The organism is Halomonas sp. BDJS001 (genome assembly GCF_026104355.1).
Classification (GTDB): Bacteria; Pseudomonadota; Gammaproteobacteria; order Pseudomonadales; family Halomonadaceae; genus Vreelandella.
The window spans coordinates 2924119-2947858 of the sequence record NZ_CP110535.1 but is presented as its reverse complement, the minus strand read 5'-3'; the positions used below and the strand labels follow the sequence as shown (position 1 = coordinate 2947858).

The 23740-nt window shown below is 53.6% G+C and carries 18 protein-coding genes and 3 rRNA genes; 17 read left to right on the top strand and 4 right to left on the bottom strand.

Annotation, left to right across the window (positions count from 1 at the left end; all coding sequences use genetic code 11):
* Positions 1 to 3: 3 nt before the first annotated feature.
* The 4 genes from pstA (at position 4) to arsJ (ending at position 4438) form a co-directional block, all read left to right on the top strand.
* The gene (gene pstA, locus OM794_RS13690) at positions 4 to 1170 is read left to right on the top strand and encodes a phosphate ABC transporter permease PstA (RefSeq protein ID WP_226250814.1); all 1167 of its coding nucleotides are present in this window, start codon (positions 4 to 6) and stop codon (positions 1168 to 1170) included.
* Positions 1171 to 1196: 26 nt separating this feature from the next.
* A complete protein-coding gene (gene pstB / locus OM794_RS13685) occupies positions 1197 to 2036 on the top strand; it encodes a phosphate ABC transporter ATP-binding protein PstB (RefSeq protein ID WP_226250815.1) in 840 nt (279 codons plus the stop codon).
* Positions 2037 to 2181: 145 nt separating this feature from the next.
* Positions 2182 to 3213, top strand: coding sequence for an ArsJ-associated glyceraldehyde-3-phosphate dehydrogenase (locus tag OM794_RS13680; protein ID WP_226250816.1), 1032 nt, complete (start codon positions 2182 to 2184; stop codon positions 3211 to 3213).
* A gap of 4 nt (positions 3214 to 3217) precedes the next feature.
* Entirely contained in the window at positions 3218 to 4438 is a 1221-nt protein-coding gene (gene arsJ, locus OM794_RS13675) for an organoarsenical effux MFS transporter ArsJ (protein ID WP_264167974.1), read from the top strand.
* Between the two features lie 6 nt (positions 4439 to 4444).
* Here arsJ and arsB read toward each other — a convergent pair whose 3' ends face one another.
* On the bottom strand, positions 4445 to 5515 hold the full coding sequence (gene arsB / locus OM794_RS13670; protein ID WP_226250818.1) for an ACR3 family arsenite efflux transporter: 1071 nt from the start codon (positions 5513 to 5515) through the stop codon (positions 4445 to 4447).
* A gap of 13 nt (positions 5516 to 5528) precedes the next feature.
* Entirely contained in the window at positions 5529 to 6266 is a 738-nt protein-coding gene (gene arsH, locus OM794_RS13665) for an arsenical resistance protein ArsH (RefSeq protein WP_226250819.1), read from the bottom strand.
* Positions 6267 to 6417: 151 nt separating this feature from the next.
* Here arsH and OM794_RS13660 point away from each other — a divergent pair, with 151 nt between their 5' ends.
* From OM794_RS13660 to OM794_RS13645, 4 genes are all read left to right on the top strand, one after another.
* Complete coding sequence (locus OM794_RS13660; RefSeq protein ID WP_226250820.1) at positions 6418 to 6831, top strand: arsenate reductase ArsC; 414 nt, start codon at positions 6418 to 6420, stop codon at positions 6829 to 6831.
* A 24-nt stretch (positions 6832 to 6855) separates the two neighbouring features.
* Positions 6856 to 7443, top strand: coding sequence for a Tar ligand binding domain-containing protein (locus tag OM794_RS13655; RefSeq protein WP_265153806.1), 588 nt, complete (start codon positions 6856 to 6858; stop codon positions 7441 to 7443).
* Entirely contained in the window at positions 7395 to 8555 is a 1161-nt protein-coding gene (locus tag OM794_RS13650; RefSeq protein WP_265153805.1) for a methyl-accepting chemotaxis protein, read from the top strand. The genes OM794_RS13655 and OM794_RS13650 overlap by 49 nt, the downstream gene beginning before the upstream one ends.
* 155 nt (positions 8556 to 8710) lie before the next feature.
* Positions 8711 to 9772: an SLC13 family permease gene (locus OM794_RS13645; protein ID WP_226250822.1), complete on the top strand. Its 1062-nt coding sequence runs from the start codon at positions 8711 to 8713 to the stop codon at positions 9770 to 9772.
* Between the two features lie 47 nt (positions 9773 to 9819).
* Here OM794_RS13645 and OM794_RS13640 read toward each other — a convergent pair whose 3' ends face one another.
* On the bottom strand, positions 9820 to 11007 hold the full coding sequence (locus OM794_RS13640) for an acetyl-CoA C-acyltransferase (RefSeq protein WP_226250823.1): 1188 nt from the start codon (positions 11005 to 11007) through the stop codon (positions 9820 to 9822).
* Between the two features lie 126 nt (positions 11008 to 11133).
* On the opposite strand from OM794_RS13640, the gene OM794_RS13635 reads away from it, so the two are divergent.
* The 8 genes from OM794_RS13635 (at position 11134) to rlmM (ending at position 23135) form a co-directional block, all read left to right on the top strand.
* Complete coding sequence (locus tag OM794_RS13635; RefSeq protein ID WP_226250824.1) at positions 11134 to 11703, top strand: TetR/AcrR family transcriptional regulator; 570 nt, start codon at positions 11134 to 11136, stop codon at positions 11701 to 11703.
* A 189-nt stretch (positions 11704 to 11892) separates the two neighbouring features.
* Positions 11893 to 13563: an AMP-binding protein gene (locus OM794_RS13630; RefSeq protein WP_226250825.1), complete on the top strand. Its 1671-nt coding sequence runs from the start codon at positions 11893 to 11895 to the stop codon at positions 13561 to 13563.
* Between the two features lie 39 nt (positions 13564 to 13602).
* Complete coding sequence (locus OM794_RS13625) at positions 13603 to 14370, top strand: SDR family NAD(P)-dependent oxidoreductase (protein WP_226250826.1); 768 nt, start codon at positions 13603 to 13605, stop codon at positions 14368 to 14370.
* Positions 14371 to 14612: 242 nt separating this feature from the next.
* Complete coding sequence (locus OM794_RS13620; protein ID WP_226250827.1) at positions 14613 to 16418, top strand: acyl-CoA dehydrogenase C-terminal domain-containing protein; 1806 nt, start codon at positions 14613 to 14615, stop codon at positions 16416 to 16418.
* Between the two features lie 559 nt (positions 16419 to 16977).
* A 16S ribosomal RNA gene (locus OM794_RS13615) occupies positions 16978 to 18506 on the top strand.
* Positions 18507 to 18763: 257 nt separating this feature from the next.
* Positions 18764 to 21649, top strand: a 23S ribosomal RNA gene (locus OM794_RS13610).
* 147 nt (positions 21650 to 21796) lie between these two features.
* Positions 21797 to 21912: ribosomal RNA gene (rrf, locus tag OM794_RS13605) — 5S ribosomal RNA — on the top strand.
* The 16S, 23S and 5S rRNA genes sit together here, the layout of an rRNA operon.
* A gap of 152 nt (positions 21913 to 22064) precedes the next feature.
* Entirely contained in the window at positions 22065 to 23135 is a 1071-nt protein-coding gene (rlmM, locus tag OM794_RS13600) for a 23S rRNA (cytidine(2498)-2'-O)-methyltransferase RlmM (protein WP_226250934.1), read from the top strand.
* 19 nt (positions 23136 to 23154) lie between these two features.
* On the opposite strand, the gene OM794_RS13595 is transcribed toward rlmM, so the two are convergent.
* Positions 23155 to 23442: an antibiotic biosynthesis monooxygenase family protein gene (locus tag OM794_RS13595; RefSeq protein ID WP_226250935.1), complete on the bottom strand. Its 288-nt coding sequence runs from the start codon at positions 23440 to 23442 to the stop codon at positions 23155 to 23157.
* Positions 23443 to 23471: 29 nt separating this feature from the next.
* Between OM794_RS13595 and tusA the strand changes: the two genes are divergently transcribed.
* Complete coding sequence (gene tusA / locus OM794_RS13590; protein ID WP_226250936.1) at positions 23472 to 23726, top strand: sulfurtransferase TusA; 255 nt, start codon at positions 23472 to 23474, stop codon at positions 23724 to 23726.
* Positions 23727 to 23740 lie beyond the last annotated feature (14 nt).

Here is a 23740-nt window from a genome sequence, read left to right as displayed (position 1 = left end):
TCGATGAGCCACTCTTTTGACGAAATCAGCCAGCAGCTTAAGCGGCGCCACCGGAAGTCTGCCCGCCTGAAATGGATCACCATGGGGTCATTAGGTCTCGCGGGTCTTTTTCTGGTGCTGTTTTTTGCCGATATGCTGAATAAGGGGCTTCCCGCTTTCCAGCAGGCGTATATTCAGACAGAAATAAACTACACCGAAGAAGCAGAAACCGATGGGCGCCAAGCGTTTGATGAAGAGCTGCTGCCCTTAATTAGCCGTACAGTGGTGCGTACAATCCCGTTAGAGCTGCGTAATAATCCTGAGTTGATCGGTACCAGTAAAGCGCAATGGGTACTGGCAAATAGCCAGGTCGACCAATATCTAAAGGGTCACAGGCACCGCTTGAACGAGGAAGAGCAGGAAGCCCTTGACGAACGGGTTGACTCGGGGCAGGTCGATTTACGCTTTAATACCACTTTCTTTGGATCGGGCGATTCAAAAATCGCTGAGAACGCGGGTATTTTATCGGCAGTGGTCGGCACCATTATGACCATGATCGTCACCCTGGCGATATCCTTCCCCATTGGCGTCATGACAGCGGTGTACCTGGAAGAGTTTGCTCCAGATAATCGTCTAACCCAGATTATTGAAATTAACATCAATAATCTGGCGGCCATTCCATCGATTCTGTTTGGTCTGCTGGGCCTTGCTATCTTTATTAACTTTTTCGGGGTGCCGCGTTCGTCCCCATTAGTGGGCGGTATGACGTTGGCACTGATGACACTCCCCGTCATTATTATCTCGACGCGTACCGCCTTGCGCAGTGTGCCTGAATCCATCCGTCATGCGGGGTTTGGAGTGGGTTGTTCGCGCTGGCAAGTGGTTCGCGATCACGTTCTCCCCTTGGCAATGCCGGGTATTATGACCGGCTCTATTATCGGCCTGGCGCAAGCAATGGGTGAAACAGCACCTTTGATCATCGTGGGGATGGTAGCCTTTATCCCTGATGTCGGCGTTTCATTTACTAACGCGGCAACAGTGATGCCAGCGCAAATATTCACCTGGGCCGGTGAGCCTGAACGTGCGTTTGTAGAAAAAACCGCCGGCGGCATTCTGGTGCTACTCACCATACTCATCTCACTCAACGCCTTTGCCGTTGTGATGCGTAAGAAATTTGAGCGTCGCTGGTAGGCCAGTGCGCTATAGAGGACATTACTATGAATAGCCAAGCACCTGTAATGAATGGCCAGCAGACCCCTGCAGTTGGGCAACCATATACCCGAAATGAAACAGCGTGCCACGACCTGAGTTTCCGGATTCGCGATTTGAATCTTTGGTATGGCAAAAACCAGGCGTTGAATAACCTTAACATCGATCTGTTCCAGAAAAATGTGACGGCGCTCATCGGGCCTTCGGGTTGCGGTAAATCGACCTTTCTACGCTGTTTGAACCGTATGAATGATCTGATACCCGGCGTACGTGTTGAAGGTTTGGTCGAGATGGACGGATTAGACGTTAACGCGCCCAAAATGGACGAAGTGGCCTTGCGCCGTCGGGTGGGCATGGTATTCCAAAAGCCGAACCCATTTCCTAAATCGATATTTGAAAACATCGCTTATGCACCGCGTATGCACGATTTGGTTAGCCGTAAAACCGAGCAGGAAGAACTGGTTGAAAAGGCACTGCGCGATGCCGGGCTCTGGAACGAAGTGAAAGACAAGCTGCATGAGCCAGGTACCTCGCTTTCGGGTGGTCAGCAGCAACGGCTGTGTATTGCCCGTGCTATTGCGGTTCAGCCTGATGTCATCTTGATGGATGAGCCCACCTCAGCGCTTGATCCGATCTCAACAGCCACCATCGAAGACTTGATGGACAAGCTGAAAGAGAAGTTCACCATCATTACCGTCACCCATAATATGCAACAGGCGGCGCGAGTGGCGGACTACACGGCGTTCTTCCACCTGGGTGAAATCATTGAGTACAACGACACCAAAGTGATGTTCTCAACCCCGGCCCAGAAGAAGACCGAAGACTATATCTCTGGTCGTTACGGTTAATTAACCCGTAACCAACAGGCCCACCATCAAGGGTGGGCCTGTTGGCTAGTCAGCTTTTTTTACCCATTAATATATGTTTTAGCGTATGTGGCCGTTATGCTTTCCCGTAATAAATGGCTTAAATCAGTTAGCTCAGGAGGCTCCCGTGGCACTACGTATCGGTATCAACGGTTTTGGACGCATTGGTCGCTTAGCACTGCGCAGCCTGTGGGTAAAGGTGGCCGCAGGTGACGTGGAACTGGCGCGTATCAATGACCCCGGCGGCGATGCGGCCACCTTTGCCCACCTGCTGGAGTTTGATTCGGTGCACGGGCACTGGTCACCAGGGAAAGGTATTGAAGCAACGGATAACGCTATTGTTATCGATGACCAATCCATCGCCTTCAGCGCCAATAAAGCAATTGCCGATAGCGATTGGTCAGGCTGCGATGTAGTGGTCGAGTGCTCGGGCAAAATGAAAACCACCGAAAAGCTGCAGGCATACCTTGATCAAGGGGTAGGGCGGATAGTGGTCAGTGCGCCAGTAAAAGACCCGGGTGTGCTTAATGTGGTGATGGGGGTGAACGACCATCTCTATGATCCCGCTCAACACCGGGTTGTCACCGCTGCTAGCTGTACCACTAACTGTTTGGCGCCAGTGGTTAAAGTAATCCAGGAAACCTTTGGTATCCGCCACGGTTCCATGACCACGGTTCACGACATCACCAATACTCAAACGATACTCGACGCACCGCATAAAGACCTACGTCGTGCCCGCGCCTGCGGTATGAGCTTAATTCCCACCACAACGGGCTCGGCGAAAGCCATCACCGCGATTTTCCCCGAACTGGAAGGGAAGCTAAACGGCCATGCGATACGGGTGCCACTGGCCAATGCATCGCTTACCGATATGGTGTTTGAGCTTGAGCGTGAAGTGAGCGTCGATGAGGTGAATGCTGCATTGAAAGCCGCCGCCGATGGTTCGCTTGCCGGTATTTTAGGCTATGAAGAGCGCCCGCTGGTGTCGATCGATTACCGCACTGACCCCCGCAGCTCGATTATCGATGCGCTCTCCACCATGGTGGTCAATGGCACCCAGCTAAAACTCTACGCCTGGTACGACAATGAATGGGGCTATGCCAACCGCACCGCCGAGCTGGCCCTGAAGGTCGGACGTGAGCAGGTGGCTCGTGGCTGAATCTATGCTCGCAAGGATGAAGGCGCTACCTTTCGAGGTGCGTCAATACATGCTGATTACCGGCAACTACTGGGCGTTTACGATCACCGACGGCGCGTTGCGCATGCTGGTGGTGATGCACTTCCACCAGTTGGGTTACTCGCCACTAGAAATCGCCATGCTGTTTCTGTTTTACGAAGCCTTTGGCGTGGTGACGAATCTGGTAGGTGGCTGGTTGGGCGCGCGACTGGGCCTCAATCGCACCATGAATGTAGGGCTTGGGCTACAAATTATAGCGCTCGCCATGTTGATGGTGCCCGCGAGCCTGCTGACCGTTGCCTGGGTAATGGCCGCTCAAGCGCTTTCAGGGATCGCCAAAGACCTCAACAAAATGAGCGCAAAAAGCGCCGTTAAGGTGCTGGTACCCAAGGAGAGCGTCAACGCCAATAGCTCGCTTTACCGCTGGGTAGCGATGCTGACCGGCTCTAAAAATGCGCTAAAGGGGCTGGGCTTTTTTGTCGGCGGGCTGCTGCTCACCTTGATTGGCTTCCAGGCGGCAGTGTTCGTCATGGCAGTCATGCTGGGTGGCGTGCTGCTACTTTCGCTGCTGCGGCTAAAGGCGGATTTAGGCCGTCAAAAAGTAAAGCCCAAGTTCTCTGAAATCTACTCAAAATCACCTGCGATTAACGTGCTCTCCGCGGCGCGTTTCTGCCTGTTTTCGGCGCGGGATGTGTGGTTTGTCGTAGCACTCCCGGTGTTTTTATACGACCAGCACGGCTGGACGCACTGGACTGTAGGGGGACTGCTGGCCGTCTGGGTGATCGGCTACGGTGGAGTGCAAACCCAGGCGCCCAAGCTAACCCAGCTGATAAGAGGGGATGCCTGGGCGCTTACCGCTGGCTGGGCGGCAGCGCTGGCGATGCTGGCGATTGTGTTGGCGATGCTGCCCTTGGCGCAAGTAGGTTGGTTAGTCGTCGGCCTGCTCGCCTTTGGGGTACTGTTCGCGATTAACTCCAGCTGGCACAGCTATTTGATTGTGCATTACGCCCGTGCCGACGGCGTTTCCCTGGACGTCGGCTTCTACTATATGGCCAATGCCATGGGGCGCTTAGTGGGCACGCTGCTGTCGGGCTGGCTGTATATGGCCTACGGGCTGAGCGCCTGCCTGTGGGTGTCGGCTGCCTTAGTGGCTTCCAGTGCATTGATGGCGCTGGCGTTGCCACGGGGTAGTGATTTAATAAGTTAATAGCCACTAGCACACTGGAAAATGATGGCGGGTTTTATTGGCAATTCTTACCAGCGCCAGCATTAGCGGTACTTCGACCAATACGCCCACTACCGTGGCCAGCGCCGCACCTGACTGTAAGCCAAATAGCGCAATCGCTGCCGCGACGGCTAACTCAAAGAAATTGCTCGCACCAATCATCGCCCCCGGGGCGGCAATATTGTGCGGCAACTTCCAGGCTTGAGCCCAGCCATAGGCAATAAAGAAGATCAGAAACGTCTGAATAACCAGCGGTATCGCGATCAGCACGATATGCAGCGGATTATTGAGAATGACCTCGCCCTGGAAGGCAAACAGCAGTACCAGAGTAATGATCAAGCCAATCGGGGTGATCGGGCCAACGCGCTTCATAAACACGTTGTCGTACCACTCGGCGCCGTGCTTTTTAATCAGGGTTTGCCGGGTGATATAACCCGCTGCCAGAGGAATCACAATATACAGCACCACGGACAGGGCGACGGTGTCCCAGGGCACTTGAATATTGGAGATTCCCAGTAGGAAGACCACGATGGGAGCAAAGGCAAACAGCATGATCAGGTCGTTGAGAGCGACTTGCACCAGGGTGTAGGCGGCATCGCCACGGGTCAGGTAGCTCCACACAAACACCATGGCGGTACACGGCGCGGCGCCGAGCAGAATCGCCCCGGCTAAGTACTGGCTGGCCAACTCGGCGGGAATGAAGGGCCGAAAGATCACCATCAGAAACAGCCAGGAGATGGCGAACATAGTGAAGGGTTTGATCAACCAGTTAACAGAGGTCGTGATGATCAACCCTTTTGGCTGGCGCCGCACACCTAATAAGGCGGTGAAGTCAATTTGCGCCATCATGGGGAATATCATCGCCCAAATGAGTATTGCCACGGGTATCGACACCTGTGCCACTTCAAAGCGTGACAGCGTTTCCGGTACCGCCGGGATAAATTGCCCAACTAAGATGCCTACCACAATGGCGAGGGCTACCCAGAGTGACAGATAGCGCTCGAACACTCCCATACCTTCGGTGGTGGAGGGCGATGCGTTATCTTGCAGTGCTGACATATGAAGCTCCTAGTTAGATAGCGCGTTGATTAACCCGTTTTGAAACTTCTTCAGCGCTCTCTTTACGCTCCGAGTAACGATCCGTAAGCAGTTCGCTGCGGTCACGCACCAGCAGCGTGAATTTCACTAGTTCTTCCATGACATCGACGATACGGTCATAAAACGGTGAAGGCTTCATCCGGTCGTTATCATCAAACTCCATAAAGGCTTTGGGTACCGAGGACTGATTGGGAATTGTCAGCATACGCATCCAACGCCCCAAAATACGTAGCTGATTGACCGTATTGAAGGACTGCGAACCACCACAAACCTGCATGACTGCCAATGTCTTACCCTGAGTAGGGCGGACGCCACCCAAGGCAAGCGGTATCCAGTCTATTTGCGCCTTCATAATGCCGGTCATTGCGCCGTGACGCTCGGGCGAGCACCACACCATCCCTTCTGCCCATTGGGCCAATTGGCGTAGCTCATCGACTTTGGGGTGGCTGGCATCTTCAGCATCCGGTAATGGCAGCCCCCTGGGGTCAAAGACTCTTGTTTCTGCGCCCATGGCATTGAGCAAACGTGCGGCTTCCTCAACCGCTAATCGGCTGAAAGAGCGCTCACGCAGGGAGCCGTATAGCAGCAATATTTTTGGTGCGTGTGCAGTGCTATGTGGAATACCCAGCCGTTCGTTGGTGGGCGGTTCAAAGAGTGCAGCGTCTATATTAGGCAGATCATTCAGGTCGGAAAAATCAGTCAGTGAGGTCATCGCGGGTTACTCGGATTATGTCGTACTAGCTTGATGATCTCATCATATATGTTTTTTCGTATATTTCTAGGGCAACTGTGTGCCTGCAACATTGCCGTCATGAACCCGGCGTAGAGTGGCAGCCACTAACTGTATAAGAGGCTGTTTATTTATGACGAAGCGCCGCGTGTTGTTCCTCTGCAATGCTAACTCTGCACGTTCACTGATGGGGGAGGCGTTGCTTCGCCATATGGCAGCTGATCGCTTTGAAGCGTATAGCGCGGGTTCTGAACCCGATGAGCCTCATGCGTTGACACTTGAAGCGTTGCGCAAACATGGGCTTCCCACCGAGGGGCTGCGCAGTAAGTCGTTGGATGAATTTGAAAGCGAGACCTTCGACTTTGTCATTGTACTGTGTGATAAGGCCCAGCAAGCCTGTCGCGATTGGCAAGGCAAAGCAGGCGAAGTGCTGTTCTGGGATATTCGTGATCCTCGTCTGATTGGCAAGGCAGACGCTTATCAGCAGGCGTTATTAGAGATTCGTCGGCGCCTTCAGCTCTGGCTGCCCCTCCACACCTCTGATTAATCTTACTGAAAGGGGCGGGTCGAGATGAAATGGATTAATAACTTAAGCGTTAAAGCGAGCTGGACGCTGGTACTGTTAGCCTTTAGTGGCTTGGTCGTCGTTATTGGCGCGCTGGGTCTGTTCGCCAATCATTTTGGTCGTGAGGCCTTCACGTCGCTGCATGAAAGGGATATGGCGCAAATTAGCAACCTGGATAGCGCCTACTCTCAGCTTTTGCGTGCTCGTATACAGATGAACCGTGCGGCGGAATTAATCCGTACCCCTTCATTTGATCGGCCTGACCCTTTGATAGAAGAAGCTCAGCGCTTGCTTGATGAGGCGTCTGAGAATTTCTCACAATTTGCAGCGAATGATTTTGAGGCCGATCAGCAAGCGCTGGTCGATCAGTTAGTGTCGACTTTTCAGTCGTTCGTTAACAATAATCTCAACCTTCAAATGATGATGCTTGAAGAGCGCGACATATCCGGGTTTTTCTCGGGCGAGTCGCGGGTGGATGAAAGTAGCCAGCACTTTGTAGAGAGCGCTGAGGCTTTTTTAGTGCTTCCACACAGCGGGGTAACAATTTGCTTATACGCTTTGAGCAGGTTTCATCGCTACTTTTTTGGGGCGTGATTGCGGCGCTGGGTACTGCGTTGCTGGTAGTGGCGGTAGTGGTATGGGGCGTGCGTAAAAACGTGCTTCGCCCGTTGAAGAAAATCACTGAGCACTTCCAGCGCATTGCTAATGGCGACCTGTCGGCGCCAGTAACAGCGCACTCAAATAACGAAATTGGTCAGCTGTTTAGTGAGCTGGATAAGATGCAGCACTCGCTGACGGCCACGGTCAATCGGCTCAATGCAAGTAGTCAGCAGGTATATAGCAATAGTCAGGAGATGACCGAGCAGAACCAGCTGTTAGCGAGCCAAACCGACACTCAGGTTTCGGCCTTGCAGCAAATGGCGGCGAGCTTGGAGCAGCTCACCGCCACGGTGAACCAGAACGCGGAAAGTGCGGCCCACGTTAACCAGTCAACGGCAGATGTGTCCCAAAAAGCACAGCAGGGTGATGAGGTAATTACTCAGTTTATCGCTACCATGGAGGCGATAAATAGCCACTCCGAAGAGATTCAAAGCATTATTCGCATGATTGAAAGCATTGCTTTCCAAACCAATATTTTAGCGCTCAATGCATCGGTTGAAGCGGCGCGTGCCGGTGAACACGGGCGTGGGTTTGCGGTGGTCGCCAAAGAGGTGCGTGCGCTGGCAACGCGCAGTGCCAGTGCCGCCAGTGATATTCGCTCACGCATTGAAGCATCGAGTGCGAGCGTACAGCAAGGTAGCGTATTGTCTCAGCAGGCTGGTGAACATACACGGGCGATCATGCAAGCAGCGAGGAATGTTGACACGCTAATGACGCAAATCACCCATGCCTCTGAAGAGCAGCGGCGAGGTATTGAGGAGGTCAACCAGGCGGTTACTCAAATCGATACCACTACCCAGGACACTATGCGGTTAGTCAACCAGGCCGCCCAGAGCGCAGAGGTGTTGTCCCAGGAAGCTTTGCAAATGCGTGAATACGCCGGCCAATTTAGAGTTGTCGAGGAGGCTGGTGAAGCAGGCCGACAGAATGCCCACGGGAAGGACGCCGACTATCCCGAATGGGAGCAGCTTAGCCATCAAGACGTTCCTTTGTCTGACCTTCATGAGCAATCCCGTCGCCAAGCGAGTTTATTGGCTTCCGCTTAGCGTTCTGGATTAGGAAATTTAGCTTTACTCATCGGCTTACAACGCTATCATGCGATTTTCTCTGAGCATCATGTAGCGTGTTGGTAACAAAGAGGGCACTGGCCCCCGTCAGTTTATTTTTTCAGCGTTTTCTAAACGACCCTATGCTGCTCTTCATGAGTGGTATATGGGTCGTTTTATGTTGGCTGAAGCCTCAGTCGCTGTGGGATATGGCTGACCGGGTTCACTGGACAACCCTAGCCGTGTTGACGGGGCTGATGGTGCTTAGCAGGGCGTTAGAGCTGAGTGGCTACTTAGCCTGCTGGGGGCGGCGGTTATTAGCCCACCTGTCTGGCGAGCGTCGCCTTGCGGTGGGGCTGGTCATGTTTTCAGGGCTGCTCTCAGCCGTCGTTACCAACGATGTGGCGCTGTTTATAGTAGTGCCGCTGACGCTTAGCCTGGCGGGCATGGCAACACTACCGATAGGGCGTTTGGTTGTATTCGAAGCGCTGGCGGTGAATGCAGGGTCGTCACTGAGTCCGATAGGTAATCCACAAAACCTCTATTTATGGCAGCGCTCTGGAGCTAGCTTTGGTGAGTTTCTGTTAGCCATGCTGCCACTTGGAGTGGGGTTGATGATACTGCTCTTGCTGCTCGTCCCCTTGGCGTTTCCTAAAGCATTTATACGTTTGGAAACAGTGGCAAAAGTGCCCAGCGAACGATTGCAAAAAACATTATGGGCAGCGCTAATCGGCTACCCACTGTTTTTGTTCTCAGTTGAAATGGGCTGGGCGGCTCAGGCAATGGCAGGTGTTTTGCTGGGCATGTTGTTCGTGGCCCGACGTGCGGTGTTCAGCATTGATTGGCTGCTGCTGGTCGTGTTTGTCCTCATGTTTGTAAATTTAAGCATGATCGGTGAACTGAGCGTCGTGCAGGAGGCGATTGGCGCGATGCAGCAGTGGCCAGGTGGCGATACCAGTGTCGGTGTGCTGCTTTCACAGGTTTTATCCAACGTGCCCGCGACGCTGCTGCTAGCCCAACAGAGTGAGTGGCAACCGCTTGCCTGGGGTGTCAGCGTGGGTGGTTTTGGTTTAGTGGTGGGCTCAATGGCTAACTTAATCGCGCTGCGATTGGCGCGCCAGCCAGGTCTGTTGATGGAGTTTCATCGTTGGTCGATCCCCATGCTGGGGCTTGGCTGGCTGTTTGCCGCAGTGTGGTTAAGTGCCCTGGCTCGGTGAGAGTGCCAGGGCGACTGCCAAAGAGGGTCTATTTTTACACACCGCGATTAGCCGATTAACTCCACGGCCACTGCCGTTGCTTCACCGCCGCCTATGCATAAGCTGGCAATACCGCGCTTGCCGCCTTTAGTGCGCAAGGCATGAATCAGTGTGGCAATAATGCGCGAGCCGGTAGAGCCAATCGGGTGGCCTTGGGCGCAGGCGCCGCCAAACACATTCACCTTGTCGTGGGGCAGGCCTAAATCATCCATAGCCATCAAGGTGACCACCGCAAAGGCTTCGTTAATCTCAAAGAGGTCGACGTCGTTGACGCCCCAATCGAGCTTTTTCATTAGCTTTTTAATCGCACCCACCGGAGCAATGGTGAACTCGCTAGGGTGTTGCGAGTGAGTCGTGTGACCCAGCATACGAGCCAGCGGCTCAATACCGTGCTGATCCGCTGCTTGCTGACTCGCCAGGATAAGTGCCGAAGCGCCGTCGGAAATTGAGCTGGCGTTGGCAGCGGTAATCGTACCGTCTTTGGCAAAAGCGGGGCGCAGCTGACGGATTTTGTCGAGTTTGGCTTGGAAGGGTTGCTCGTCGTGTTCGACCAGGGTTTCGCCCTGACGAGAGGAGACCATTACCGGTGCCATTTCTGCGTTTAGGTGGCCCGCGTTGGTGGCGGCCATGGCGCGCTCAAGGGAGGCAATGGCAAAATCATCCAGACGCTCCCGAGTGTAGCCACGCTGGGTCGCCACATCCTGGGCAAACACACCCATTAGTTTGCCCGTTTCGGCATCTTCCAGCCCATCCAAGAACATATGGTCTTTCAGCTCACCGTGGCCCAACCGGTAGCCGCCGCGTGCCTTGGTAAGCACATGAGGGGCGTTAGACATGGACTCCATGCCACCCGCCAGCAAAATATCGCCACTGCCTGCTTTGATTAAGTCGTGGGCAAGCATCGTGGCCTTCATTCCCGAGCCGCATAGCTTGTTAATCGTAGTGGCGCCATTGTCATCCGGAATGCCGGCTTGGCGCATGGCCTGGCGGGCAGGGCCCTGCTTCACACCGGCGGGCAGTACACAGCCCATAATGCCTTCGGTGATCAGGGCTGGGTCAATTCCTGCTTCTTCAATGGCCGCTTTGATGGCGACCGCGCCAAGCTGCGGGGCTGTCATGCTCGCAAGGCTGCCCATCATGCCGCCCATTGGGGTACGTTTAGCGGCGAGAAATACAACATCGGTTGGGTTGCTCATGGCCAATCTCCTTCAGGATTATTGTGATTATCATGCCAAGTAGTAGTTGATACGTTGACCCGTAGGCAGTGCTGTGGTTCTCTCCAGAGTAACCAAGCAAGCGCTAGTGTAAATGACATGAATGTAATGAATGCATCCCCCCGTCGCAAGGAATTGACGCGCCTCGCTGCTCAGCTATTTGTCCAAGAGGGCTTTGACCGCACGACGGTGCGTATGCTGGCGCAGGAAATGGGTATTAAGTCCGGTAGCTTGTTTCACCATTTTAAAGATAAGCAGGAAATCCTCGCCGCGGTCATTGAAGAGGGCACACAAAATGCGTTGATGATTGCGCGCAAGGCACTGGATCAGTGTGTCGCCGATCCTGAAGTGCGGTTGCGCGCCATGGCACGAGCCCATCTCGAAACCCTGTTTACCGACCGCAATGCCCATGTGGTGGCACTCTTTGAGTGGCGCCGACTCGACCCGGCGGCCAGTGCTCATTTGAGCCATTTGCGCGATGCTTATGAGGCGCTGTGGGTTGCCGTTATTGATGATGCTTTGGAAGCAGGCTTGATTCATGGTGACCGCTTTCTTGTCTCGCGCTTTGTGCTGGGGGCGCTGAACTGGACGGTGCGTTGGTACGATCCCAGCGGCCCCCGATCGCCTGATGAACTCGCTGACGAACTGGTTGCCATGATTATGCCCAATGCTGTCTGACGCCTTGATACTGGCAGCCTCGACCATGGTCTAACGCTACAACTTATATCTATGCTTGCTCTCTGCGTCGTTTACTTTTAGCGTTGCTATTATCTTTTAGCTTACGTTAACGTCAACGGATAAATATAACAACACTGCTTGCGCTTATTCTCACTCCGAGCTCATTTCCAATAACACAAGAGAGCCATTATGACAGCGACGTCACAATCACTGCCTGATTATCACCACTACCTGGATACCTTTTCCGTCGATAGCGTTACTGCCCGCCTGGATGACCACCAGGATGGCCAGCTGAACGCTTTTGAGGCCTGTTGCGGGCGTCATGTGCGCGCCGGGCGTGGCGATGTGCTGGCGCTGGTTCAAGAAGACACCGAAGGTAAAGTGCACACCCTGACCTACGCCGAGCTGGATGAGCAGAGCGCCAAGTTAGCGGGATGGTTTCAGTCCCAAGGGTTGAGTCAAGGTGACCGCATTGCCTGTATGTTGCCGCGGTCACCGCAGTTATTGATTGCAGTGCTCGCCACCTGGCGTATTGGTGCTGTTTATCAGCCGCTGTTTACCGCCTTTGGCCCTGATGCGGTGGACTATCGATTGGGGCGGGCGGATACCAAACTAGTGATTACCGATCATGCTAACCGCTATAAATTTGACGGTCTTAGTCAGTGCCCACCGGTTCTGGCCGTAGGTGGTGCGACCAGCGAACATGTTGACGATCATGATTGGCAAACGGCGTTGACGTATACGTCAATGAGCGGCAAGCCGCCAAGGCTTTCCCCTGGATCGCCGTTTCTGCAAATGTTCACCTCTGGCACCGTGGGCAAGCCGAAAGGCGTTGCCGTGCCGTTGGCGGGGATGACGGCTTTTGCGATCTATATGGAGCTGGCCATTGACCTGCGTGACGATGATCGCTTCTGGAATATGGCCGACCCCGGCTGGGCCTATGGTCTCTACTATGCGATTGCCGGGCCTTTGCTGCTTGGGGTGACGACGCATTTTTGCGAGGCAGGGTTTAGCGCCGAAGGGGCACTGGCGTTTATGAAGCGTCACCGCATTACTAATTTTGCCGCTGCGCCGACCGCTTACCGGCTAATGAAAGCGTCAGGGCTATTTGATGACGCCCATGAAGCGCTAGAGCTACGTGCGGCGAGCTCGGCGGGCGAGCCTCTCAATACTGAAGTAGTGACCTGGGTGGAGAAGTCGCTGGGCTGTCCGGTCATGGATCACTACGGCCAGACCGAAACCGGCATGACCTGTAATAATCACCATGCCCTTGACCATCTCAAGCATGTGGGCGCAATGGGCGTGCCGATGCCGGGTTATCGCCTGGCGATTTTGGACGCGGAGTATAAAGAGCTGCCCGCTGGGGAGCCCGGTGTCCTGGCTGTCGACATCAAGAACTCTCCAGCGCACTTCTTTCAGGGTTACACCTGGCAAGAGAAGCACCCTTTTGTAGAGGGCTATTACCTGACCGGCGACGTGGTTATCCGCAATGAAGACGGCACCTTCCAGTTTGCTGGCCGCGACGACGACATTATTACCACGGCGGGTTATCGCGTGGGGCCAACGGATGTTGAAAACAGCGTGATGACGCACCCTGCGGTTGCTGAGTCGGCGGCGGTCGGGCAGCCCGATGAGATTCGCGGCGAAGTGATTAAGTCGTATATCGTACTGCGCGAAGGCTATGAGGCAAGTGATGAGCTTGCAGATGAAATCAAGCAACGTGTACGTGAGCGACTATCAACCCACGCTTTCCCGCGCATTATTGAGTTTGTCGATGAACTGCCTAAAACCCCTAGCGGCAAGATCCAGCGCTTCAAATTACGTGCCCAGGCGATAGATGATGCCAAGACAGCCAAGTAAACAGAACCGCCATCAATAACAACCACAGGGAATACGGTTATGCAGGTTAAGGAGAGTACGTTTTTAATTACCGGTGCCGCTTCGGGGCTAGGAGCAGCAACCGCTGAATGGTTAGTTGCTGCAGGTGCTCGCGTCGTTTTATGCGACCTAGACGATAGTGTCAAAATCCATGCTCAGCAGTTGGGGGGGCAGGCTCAAGCGTGCCTGGCAGACATCACTTCAGCCGAACAAATGCAGCAGGTAGTTGAGGCAGCGGTAGCGCTGGGGGGAGAGCATGGGCTTTCGGGGGTGGTTCACTGTGCCGGCGTCGTTAGCGTGGCCAAGCTAGTGGATCGTGAAGGGAATCCGGCGGATTTAGACAGCTACACCAAAACGATCAATATCAACCTGGTCGGCACCTTTAACGTTATGCGTCTTGCGGCTGCCGCGATGGTTAAGAACGTGCCAAATGAGAGTGGTGAGCGTGGGGTAATTATTAATACCGCTTCTATCGCTGCTTTTGATGGACAGGTGGGGCAATGTGCTTACAGTGCTTCCAAGGCGGGTGTGGTTGGCATGAGTTTGCCTGCGGCGCGGGAGTTGTCGCGGCATGCTATTCGTGTCATGGCTATCGCCCCTGGCGTTTTTGAAACGCCGATGATGAGCGAAATTCCCGATGAAGCGGCTCAGGCGCTGGCAGCGGCGGTACCTTTTCCTAAGCGGTTGGGTAAGCCGGATGAGTTCGCTCGATTGGCCGAGCAAATTATCACCAACCCAATGCTTAACGGTGAGGTCATTCGCTTGGATGGCGGTATTCGCATGCAGTAATAAATGGCAAGTGGGCGAATGGGAAACGGCGCGACTCGTCGGCTTTTGGCTGGCGAGTTTTTTATTATTGGTGTTAAGGAGTTACGCCGTAGGCGACCAAAGTTCTAGCGTGTTTTAAGGCTAAATTCAAACGCTCGCTTGACTCTGCGGAGTGCTCGCGCTAGTTTTCAAACATGTGTTTGAAAGCCTTCTGTCAAAATCACTTGATTGGCTTCCAGGCCCCTTATTTCAGGAGAAGTGTGATGCCCAGTTATCAGGCCCCCATTCGTGATATGCGTTTCGTCATGGACGAAATGCTCGATTACCCCGCTCACTACGCGCGTCTACCCAGTGGTGAAGATGCATCGCCAGACGTGGTCAGCGCTATTTTGGAAGAGGGCGCACGTTTCGCCCGTGACGTGCTGCTACCGATTAATCAGAGCGGTGATGAAGAGGGCTGTCTGCTGGAAGGGGGTGAGGTCAAGGCGCCTAATGGCTTTAAAGAGGCCTACCAGCAGTACGTAGAAGGCGGCTGGCCGAGCCTGGCTGCTGATCCTGCCCATGGTGGCCAGGGCCTACCGCCTTCATTGGCGATGCTGCTTTCAGAAATGATTTGCTCCACTAACTTGGCATGGGGCATGTATCCCGGGCTCTCTCACGGTGCTGCTGATGCACTGCGCCACCATGGTACCGATGAGCAGAAAGCGACCTACTTAACAAAATTAGTAGAAGGCGTCTGGACGGGTACTATGTGTCTGACCGAACCCCACTGCGGTACTGACCTGGGTTTGATCAAGACCCGGGCAGTGCCTGCTGAAGGCGACGCCTACGCGATTACCGGCACCAAAATCTTTATATCTGCCGGTGAGCATAATCTGGCTGAAAATATCATTCATTTGGTGCTGGCAAAGCTGCCCGGTGCACCTGAAGGTTCCAAAGGTATTTCGCTATTTGTAGTGCCTAAGTTCTTGCCCGACGCTCAAGGTAATGTAGGTGAGCGGAACGGTGTCACCTGTGGTTCGCTCGAACATAAGATGGGCATTCATGGTAATGCCACCTGTGTGATGAACTTCGATGGCGCAACCGGTTACTTGGTAGGGCTGCCCAATAAAGGGCTGGCGTGCATGTTCACCATGATGAACGCTGCGCGTCTTGGGGTAGGTATTCAAGGGCTTGGATTGATTGAGGCCAGCTTCCAGAACTCCTTGAGCTACGCTCGCGATCGTTTACAGATGCGTGGTTTGTCGGGCAAGCAGGCGCCTGAAAAGCCGGCCGATCCGATTATTGTCCACCCCGATGTTCGCCGTATGCTGCTGACACAAAAAGCCTTTGCTGAAGGCGGGCGCATGTTGGTGCTGTACACCGCGCAAATGCTTGATGTGGTTGAACATGGCGAGCCGAGTGAAGAGCGTGATCACGCCGAAACGCTGCTTGGCTTGCTAACGCCTATTGTTAAAGCCTTCTTAACCGAAGTCGGTTTTGAAAGCACCAATGAAGGCGTCCAGATTTATGGCGGTCATGGCTTCATTAAAGAGTGGGGGATGGAGCAATTGGTTCGCGATGCGCGTATTACCCGGTTGTATGAAGGTACGACGGGTATTCAAGCCCTGGATTTACTGGGCCGCAAAGTGTTGATGAGCCAGGGGGAATCGCTAAAAGTATTCACCAAGGAGATCCACAAATTCTGTAAAACAGAAGCTGACAATCCAGCTCTTAAAGAGTTTGTCGAGCCACTGGCGAAGCTGAATGCAGAGTGGGGCGAGCTGACCATGGGCGTGGGTATGAAGGCGATGCAAGACCGCGAAGAAGTAGGGGCGGCGAGTGTTGATTACCTGATGTACTCAGGCTACGTCACCCTGGCGTATCTATTTGCACGCGCTGCCAAGCAGGCGTCAGCCTCTCTAGAAGGTGACGATAAGGCTTTCTACGCTGCTAAATTGAATACCGCTCGCTTCTATTATCAGCGCCTATTGCCGCGTACTAAAGCCCATGCGCAGATGATCCAAGCGGGTGCATCCAGCCTGATGGCGATTTCCAGTGAGGATTTTGGTTTGGGGTTTGAAATATGAAACATCGGCTACTGATGGCGTGAGGTGCTACTTTACGCCAACGAGCACTCTCTGATCAGGCGTTCTGATCGGTGGTTTTCGGCAGAAGGGCAACCTTCTGCCGCTTTTTTCATATGCAAGACTTCTTTTGCTTGCTATCTTGATAGTCAGGCCTTAAAGTACGCATCCGCTGCCGGGGACGCCAAGCGTTACCATCGGTGCATAAGGTGTAAAAGCCTTGGTTTGTCAGGAGGTTAGAGCAAGTTGTATCGCTCGCCTCAGTCGCTAAAAAACAGCGATTGACAACCATCAGGAAATGCGTAGAATACGCTTTCCTCGCTGAGGCAAGCCAGTTCAACGGCGGCCAGATTGCTTTCAAAGTGATCGTGACAGCGAAACAGCTCTTTAACAATTTGATCAGGTAATTCATGTGGGCGCTTGCTGATGTTGGTGACAAATCACCAAATATCAAGGCAAGCGGTCATGACAATGTAAATTGAAATGAATTCGTTTGAACCTTGAGCCAAGTTTGGTTCGCTTCTGTCACTTACGGGTGGCAGGTAAGAACCGCATAGATCTTAAACTGAAGAGTTTGATCATGGCTCAGATTGAACGCTGGCGGCAGGCCTAACACATGCAAGTCGAGCGGTAACAGGGGTAGCTTGCTACCCGCTGACGAGCGGCGGACGGGTGAGTAATGCATAGGAATCTGCCCGGTAGTGGGGGATAACCTGGGAAACCCAGGCTAATACCGCATACGTCCTACGGGAGAAAGGGGGCTCCGGCTCCCGCTATTGGATGAGCCTATGTCGGATTAGCTAGTTGGTAAGGTAATGGCTTACCAAGGCAACGATCCGTAGCTGGTCTGAGAGGATGATCAGCCACATCGGGACTGAGACACGGCCCGAACTCCTACGGGAGGCAGCAGTGGGGAATATTGGACAATGGGGGAACCCTGATCCAGCCATGCCGCGTGTGTGAAGAAGGCCCTCGGGTTGTAAAGCACTTTCAGCGAGGAAGAACGCCTAGTGGTTAATACCCATTAGGAAAGACATCACTCGCAGAAGAAGCACCGGCTAACTCCGTGCCAGCAGCCGCGGTAATACGGAGGGTGCAAGCGTTAATCGGAATTACTGGGCGTAAAGCGCGCGTAGGTGGCTTGATAAGCCGGTTGTGAAAGCCCCGGGCTCAACCTGGGAACGGCATCCGGAACTGTCAGGCTAGAGTGCAGGAGAGGAAGGTAGAATTCCCGGTGTAGCGGTGAAATGCGTAGAGATCGGGAGGAATACCAGTGGCGAAGGCGGCCTTCTGGACTGACACTGACACTGAGGTGCGAAAGCGTGGGTAGCAAACAGGATTAGATACCCTGGTAGTCCACGCCGTAAACGATGTCGACCAGCCGTTGGGTGCCTAGAGCACTTTGTGGCGAAGTTAACGCGATAAGTCGACCGCCTGGGGAGTACGGCCGCAAGGTTAAAACTCAAATGAATTGACGGGGCCCGCACAAGCGGTGGAGCATGTGGTTTAATTCGATGCAACGCGAAGAACCTTACCTACCCTTGACATCTACAGAAGCCGGAAGAGATTCTGGTGTGCCTTCGGGAACTGTAAGACAGGTGCTGCATGGCTGTCGTCAGCTCGTGTTGTGAAATGTTGGGTTAAGTCCCGTAACGAGCGCAACCCTTGTCCTTATTTGCCAGCACGCAATGGTGGGAACTCTAGGAGACTGCCGGTGACAAACCGGAGGAAGGTGGGGACGACGTCAAGTCATCATGGCCCTTACGGGTAGGGCTACACACGTGCTACAATGGCCGGTACAAAGGGCGGCGAGCTCGCGAGAGTCAGCGAATCCCTTAAAGCCGGTCTCAGTCCGGATCGGAGTCTGCAACTCGACTCCGTGAAGTCGGAATCGCTAGTAATCGTGAATCAGAATGTCACGGTGAATACGTTCCCGGGCCTTGTACACACCGCCCGTCACACCATGGGAGTGGACTGCACCAGAAGTGGTTAGCCTAACGCAAGAGGGCGATCACCACGGTGTGGTTCATGACTGGGGTGAAGTCGTAACAAGGTAGCCGTAGGGGAACCTGCGGCTGGATCACCTCCTTAAACGATGCGTCACAGTTAGTAAGCGTCCACAATGAATTACCTGATCAGAATGCTGTTGATACGCAGTGATAAGTGGCTCTGTCTTTTTTAATATGAAAGAACGCTTATCACTGCTTATAGCAGTCGCTCTTTAACAATGTATATCATGCTGACAAGAACACTTCTTAGGAAGTGCTTCTTAAATTGTGATACGTCTCAAGCGTATCCGGCAAAATAGAACGTTATCATTGCGACATCCAGACTCCTTCGGGTTATAGGGTCAAGCAATGAAGCGCACACGGTGGATGCCTAGGCAGCCAGAGGCGATGAAAGACGTGGTAGCCTGCGATAAGGTTCGGTGAGGTGGCAACAACCTGTGACCCGGACATCTCTGAATGGGGAACCCACTCATCATAAGATGAGTATCGTGCCCTGAATACATAGGGGTACGAGGCGAACCAGGGGAACTGAAACATCTAAGTACCCTGAGGAAAAGAAATCAACCGAGATTCCCCAGTAGCGGCGAGCGAACGGGGACCAGCCCTTAAGCATGAGACTGATTAGGCGAACACGCTGGGAAGCGTGGCCGTAGCGGGTGATAGCCCCGTAGTCGAAAATCTGATCATGTGAAATCGAGTAGGTCAGGGCACGAGAAACCTTGACTGAAGACAGGGAGATAATCCTCCAAGGCTAAATACTCCTGGCTGACCGATAGTGAACCAGTACCGTGAGGGAAAGGCGAAAAGAACCCCGGAGAGGGAGTGAAATAGATCCTGAAACCGTGTGCGTACAAGCAGTCGGAGCCCACTTGTTGGGTGACGGCGTACCTTTTGTATAATGGGTCAGCGACTTATATTCAGTGGCGAGGTTAACCGTATAGGGGAGCCGTAGGGAAACCGAGTCTTAACTGGGCGACACAGTCGCTGGATATAGACCCGAAACCGAGCGATCTATCCATGAGCAGGGTGAAGGTTGAGTAACATCAACTGGAGGCCCGAACCAGGATCTGTTGAAAAAGATTTGGATGACTTGTGGATCGGAGTGAAAGGCTAATCAAGCTCGGAGATAGCTGGTTCTCCTCGAAAGCTATTTAGGTAGCGCCTCACGTAGTACCGCCGGGGGTAGAGCACTGTTTCGGCTAGGGGTCATCCCGACTTACCAACCCGAGGCAAACTCCGAATACCGGTGAGTAACGCGTGGGAGACACACGGCGGGTGCTAACGTCCGTCGTGAAAGGGAAACAACCCAGACCGTCAGCTAAGGTCCCGAAATCCTGGTTAAGTGGGAAACGATGTGGGAAGGCTCAGACAGCTAGGAGGTTGGCTTAGAAGCAGCCATCCTTTAAAGAAAGCGTAATAGCTCACTAGTCGAGTCGGCCTGCGCGGAAGATGTAACGGGGCTAAACCAGGTACCGAAGCTACGGGTTCATCTTCGGATGAGCGGTAGAGGAGCGTCGTGTAAGCCGATGAAGGTGGATTGAGAAGTCTGCTGGAGGTATCACGAGTGCGAATGCTGACATGAGTAACGATAAAGGGAGTGAAAAACTCCCTCGCCGGAAGACCAAGGGTTTCTGTTCGACGCTAATCGGAGCAGAGTGAGTCGGCCCCTAAGGCGAGGCCGAAAGGCGTAGTCGATGGGAAACGGGTCAATATTCCCGTACCGGACATGGTTGCGATGGGGGGACGAAGAAGGCTAGGTGAGCCAGGCGTTGGTTGTCCTGGTGAAAGTGAGTAGGCTGAGAGTTTAGGTAAATCCGGACTCTTTTAAGGCCGAGACACGAGACGAACTGACCACGGTCAGGAAGTCACTGATGCCACGCTTCCAGGAAAAGCCTCTAAGCTTCAGATCATGTGCGACCGTACCCCAAACCGACACAGGTGGTCAGGGTGAGAATCCCAAGGCGCTTGAGAGAACTCGGGTGAAGGAACTAGGCAAAATGGTGCCGTAACTTCGGGAGAAGGCACGCTAAGCGTAGGGTGAAGAGACTTGCTCTCCTAGCCCGAACCGGTCGAAGATACCAGGTGGCTGCAACTGTTTATTAAAAACACAGCACTCTGCTAACGCGCAAGCGGACGTATAGGGTGTGACGCCTGCCCGGTGCCGGAAGGTTAAATGATGGTGTTAGCCGCAAGGCGAAGCTCTTGATTGAAGCCCCGGTAAACGGCGGCCGTAACTATAACGATCCTAAGGTAGCGAAATTCCTTGTCGGGTAAGTTCCGACCTGCACGAATGGCGTAATGATGGCCACGCTGTCTCCACCCGAGACTCAGTGAAATTGAAATCGCCGTGAAGATGCGGTGTACCCGCGGCTAGACGGAAAGACCCCGTGAACCTTTACTATAGCTTCACACTGGACGCTGATGTTGCCTGTGTAGGATAGCTGGGAGGCTTAGAAACCCGGACGCCAGTTCGGGCGGAGCCAACCTTGAAATACCAGCCTGGCATCATTGGCGTTCTCACTCACAGTCCGTTATCCGGATCGAGGACAGTGTGTGGTGGGTAGTTTGACTGGGGCGGTCTCCTCCTAAAGAGTAACGGAGGAGCACGAAGGTACCCTCAGCACGGTCGGACATCGTGCAATGAGTGCAAGAGCATAAGGGTGCTTGACTGCGAGACAGACACGTCGAGCAGGTGCGAAAGCAGGTTCTAGTGATCCGGTGGTTCTGTATGGAAGGGCCATCGCTCAACGGATAAAAGGTACTCCGGGGATAACAGGCTGATACCGCCCAAGAGTTCACATCGACGGCGGTGTTTGGCACCTCGATGTCGGCTCATCACATCCTGGGGCTGAAGTCGGTCCCAAGGGTATGGCTGTTCGCCATTTAAAGTGGTACGCGAGCTGGGTTTAGAACGTCGTGAGACAGTTCGATCCCTATCTGCCGTGGGCGTTGGATGTTTGAGAAGGGCTGCTCCTAGTACGAGAGGACCGGAGTGGACGACCCTCTGGTGTTCCGGTTGTCACGCCAGTGGCATTGCCGGGTAGCTATGGTCGGACGGGATAACCGCTGAAAGCATCTAAGCGGGAAGCCCCTTCAAGATGAGACATCCCTGAGGCCTAGAGCCTCCTGAAGGGCCCAGCGAGACCAGCTGGTTGATAGGCACGGTGTGGAAGCGCTGCAAGGCGTTGAGCTAACGTGTACTAATGGCCCGTGAGGCTTGACCCTATAACACCCAAGGGGTCTGGTCGTGATGATGACGTCAATGAAAGCCGGATATGCAGCGTGTGGCCCCAGCGACATAACGCCAGGGCGGCAAGCAATGAGACGAGCACAATTTAGCCCTAGTCAGTATGATATGCATTAACAGTTACGCCTGACGACCATAGCATGCGTGAACCACCTGATCCCTTGCCGAACTCAGAAGTGAAACCGCTTAGCGCCGATGGTAGTGTGGGGTCTCCCCATGCGAGAGTAGGTCATCGTCAGGCACTTATTATGAAAAATCCCCCGGGGCTTGCGCCTTGGGGGATTTTTTTGCCTCACGCCTCACGCCTCACGCCTCAGATGGATAAATGCTATGATACGCCCCAATTAATTAGCCAGCCCCCCCACCGTTTGTGATGGGCGGAATCGAGGTGAAGTGGTGAGTGAAACGGTACCTACGTCATGGTTGGTTTACTGCCGTCCTGGTTTTGAGAATGATGCGTTGGCAGAACTGCTGCATCATGCAGCATTACAGGGTATTGCCTGTGATCCATCTCATGGAGAAGGATGGGTAAGTTTAACGCGTGTCGATGGCGAAGCGGTGAATGATTTACACCGCCAGGCAGCGTTTAAAAAGCTGATTTTCGCGCGCCAGAGCTTAGCGGCATTGCCTGCGCTCACTCTTTCACGTGACGACCGTCTTACCGCTATCCTGGAGCAGGTAAAAGCCAGCCGCTGGAGCTTTGAAGAGATTTGGCATGAAACACCGGATACCAATGATGGCAAAGCGCTGGCCGGACTGATTAAGGTGCTTACCAAGCCGCTGGAAAGTATGCTGAAAAAACGTGGTGCGTTAAGGCGCAGCGCGGGCGCACGACGCCTGCATATTTTCTGGACTGACGGTGATCAAGTGCAGCTGGCGATGAGCTTCCCAGGCAACCGTAGCGATTTGATTAATGGTATTCGTCGGCTGCGCTTTCCCTCCCGTGCGCCTAGCCGCTCAACGCTGAAGTTGGAAGAGGCGTGGCACGAGTTTATTCCTAGGGATGAGTGGGATGTGCGGCTAGCACCGCATATGCAGGCGGCTGACTTAGGGGCCGCCCCAGGAGGTTGGACGTGGCAGTTGGTTCAGCGGGGCATGTACGTATACGCCATCGATAATGGCCCGATGGAATCACAGTTGATGAAGACAGGGCAGATTGATCATCTCAAAGAGGATGGCTTTACCTGGGAGCCACCACAGCGCCTGGACTGGCTGGTCTGCGACATCGTTGATAAACCTGTACGGGTATTAGCCATGGTGGAGCGCTGGTTGATTCGCAAATGGTGCAAAGAGGCGATCTTTAACCTCAAATTGCCCATGAAAAAGCGCTGGGAGGAGGTCACGCGCTGCCTGACAGCCTTGGAAGAGTCGCTTGAAAAAGCAGGTGTGCATGCCACCATATCGTGCCGCCACCTCTTCCATGATCGTGAAGAGGTGACTGTGCATGTGAGGCTTAGGGATTAACGTTGTTGAAACTTTTGGTTTAATAGCCAGCTTCGTAAATTCGGATAGTTTCATCTTCGGTTAACAGCGGTAAAATACGCTGCATGGCCATCGTCCGTGCTTCGCTTGAGTGCCACTCTTTCCAGGCGCGGATATCACGCCATTTGGTAATCATCAGTCGACGATCGGTGTGACCCAGTTCTACCAGTGTTTCACCGCCTATGAAGCCCCTTACGCCAAGGGAAACGCGCATTGCCTCCCGCGCTGCTTGCTCAAACTCTTCTTCAAGACCGGGCATGATTCGCCGTTCGATGATAACTTTAATCATACTTACTGTTTCCTACATCGAGGATATTAATGGCTGATAATACGGGTACGTTACCCAGCTTTGACGCGGTACTGGACACCACAGGACTCTACTGCCCAGAGCCTATTATGCTAATGCATAACAAAGTGCGCGACATGGCCTCAGGCCAAGTGCTCAAAGTGATCGCCACTGACCCAGCCACCACACGAGACGTGCCCAAGTTTTGTCAATTTTTAGGGCACGAACTGCTTAAGCAGGATACCTCCTCTGAGAGTAACTACCTCTACTTTATACGTTTAGCGTAGCCCTTTGTAATAGC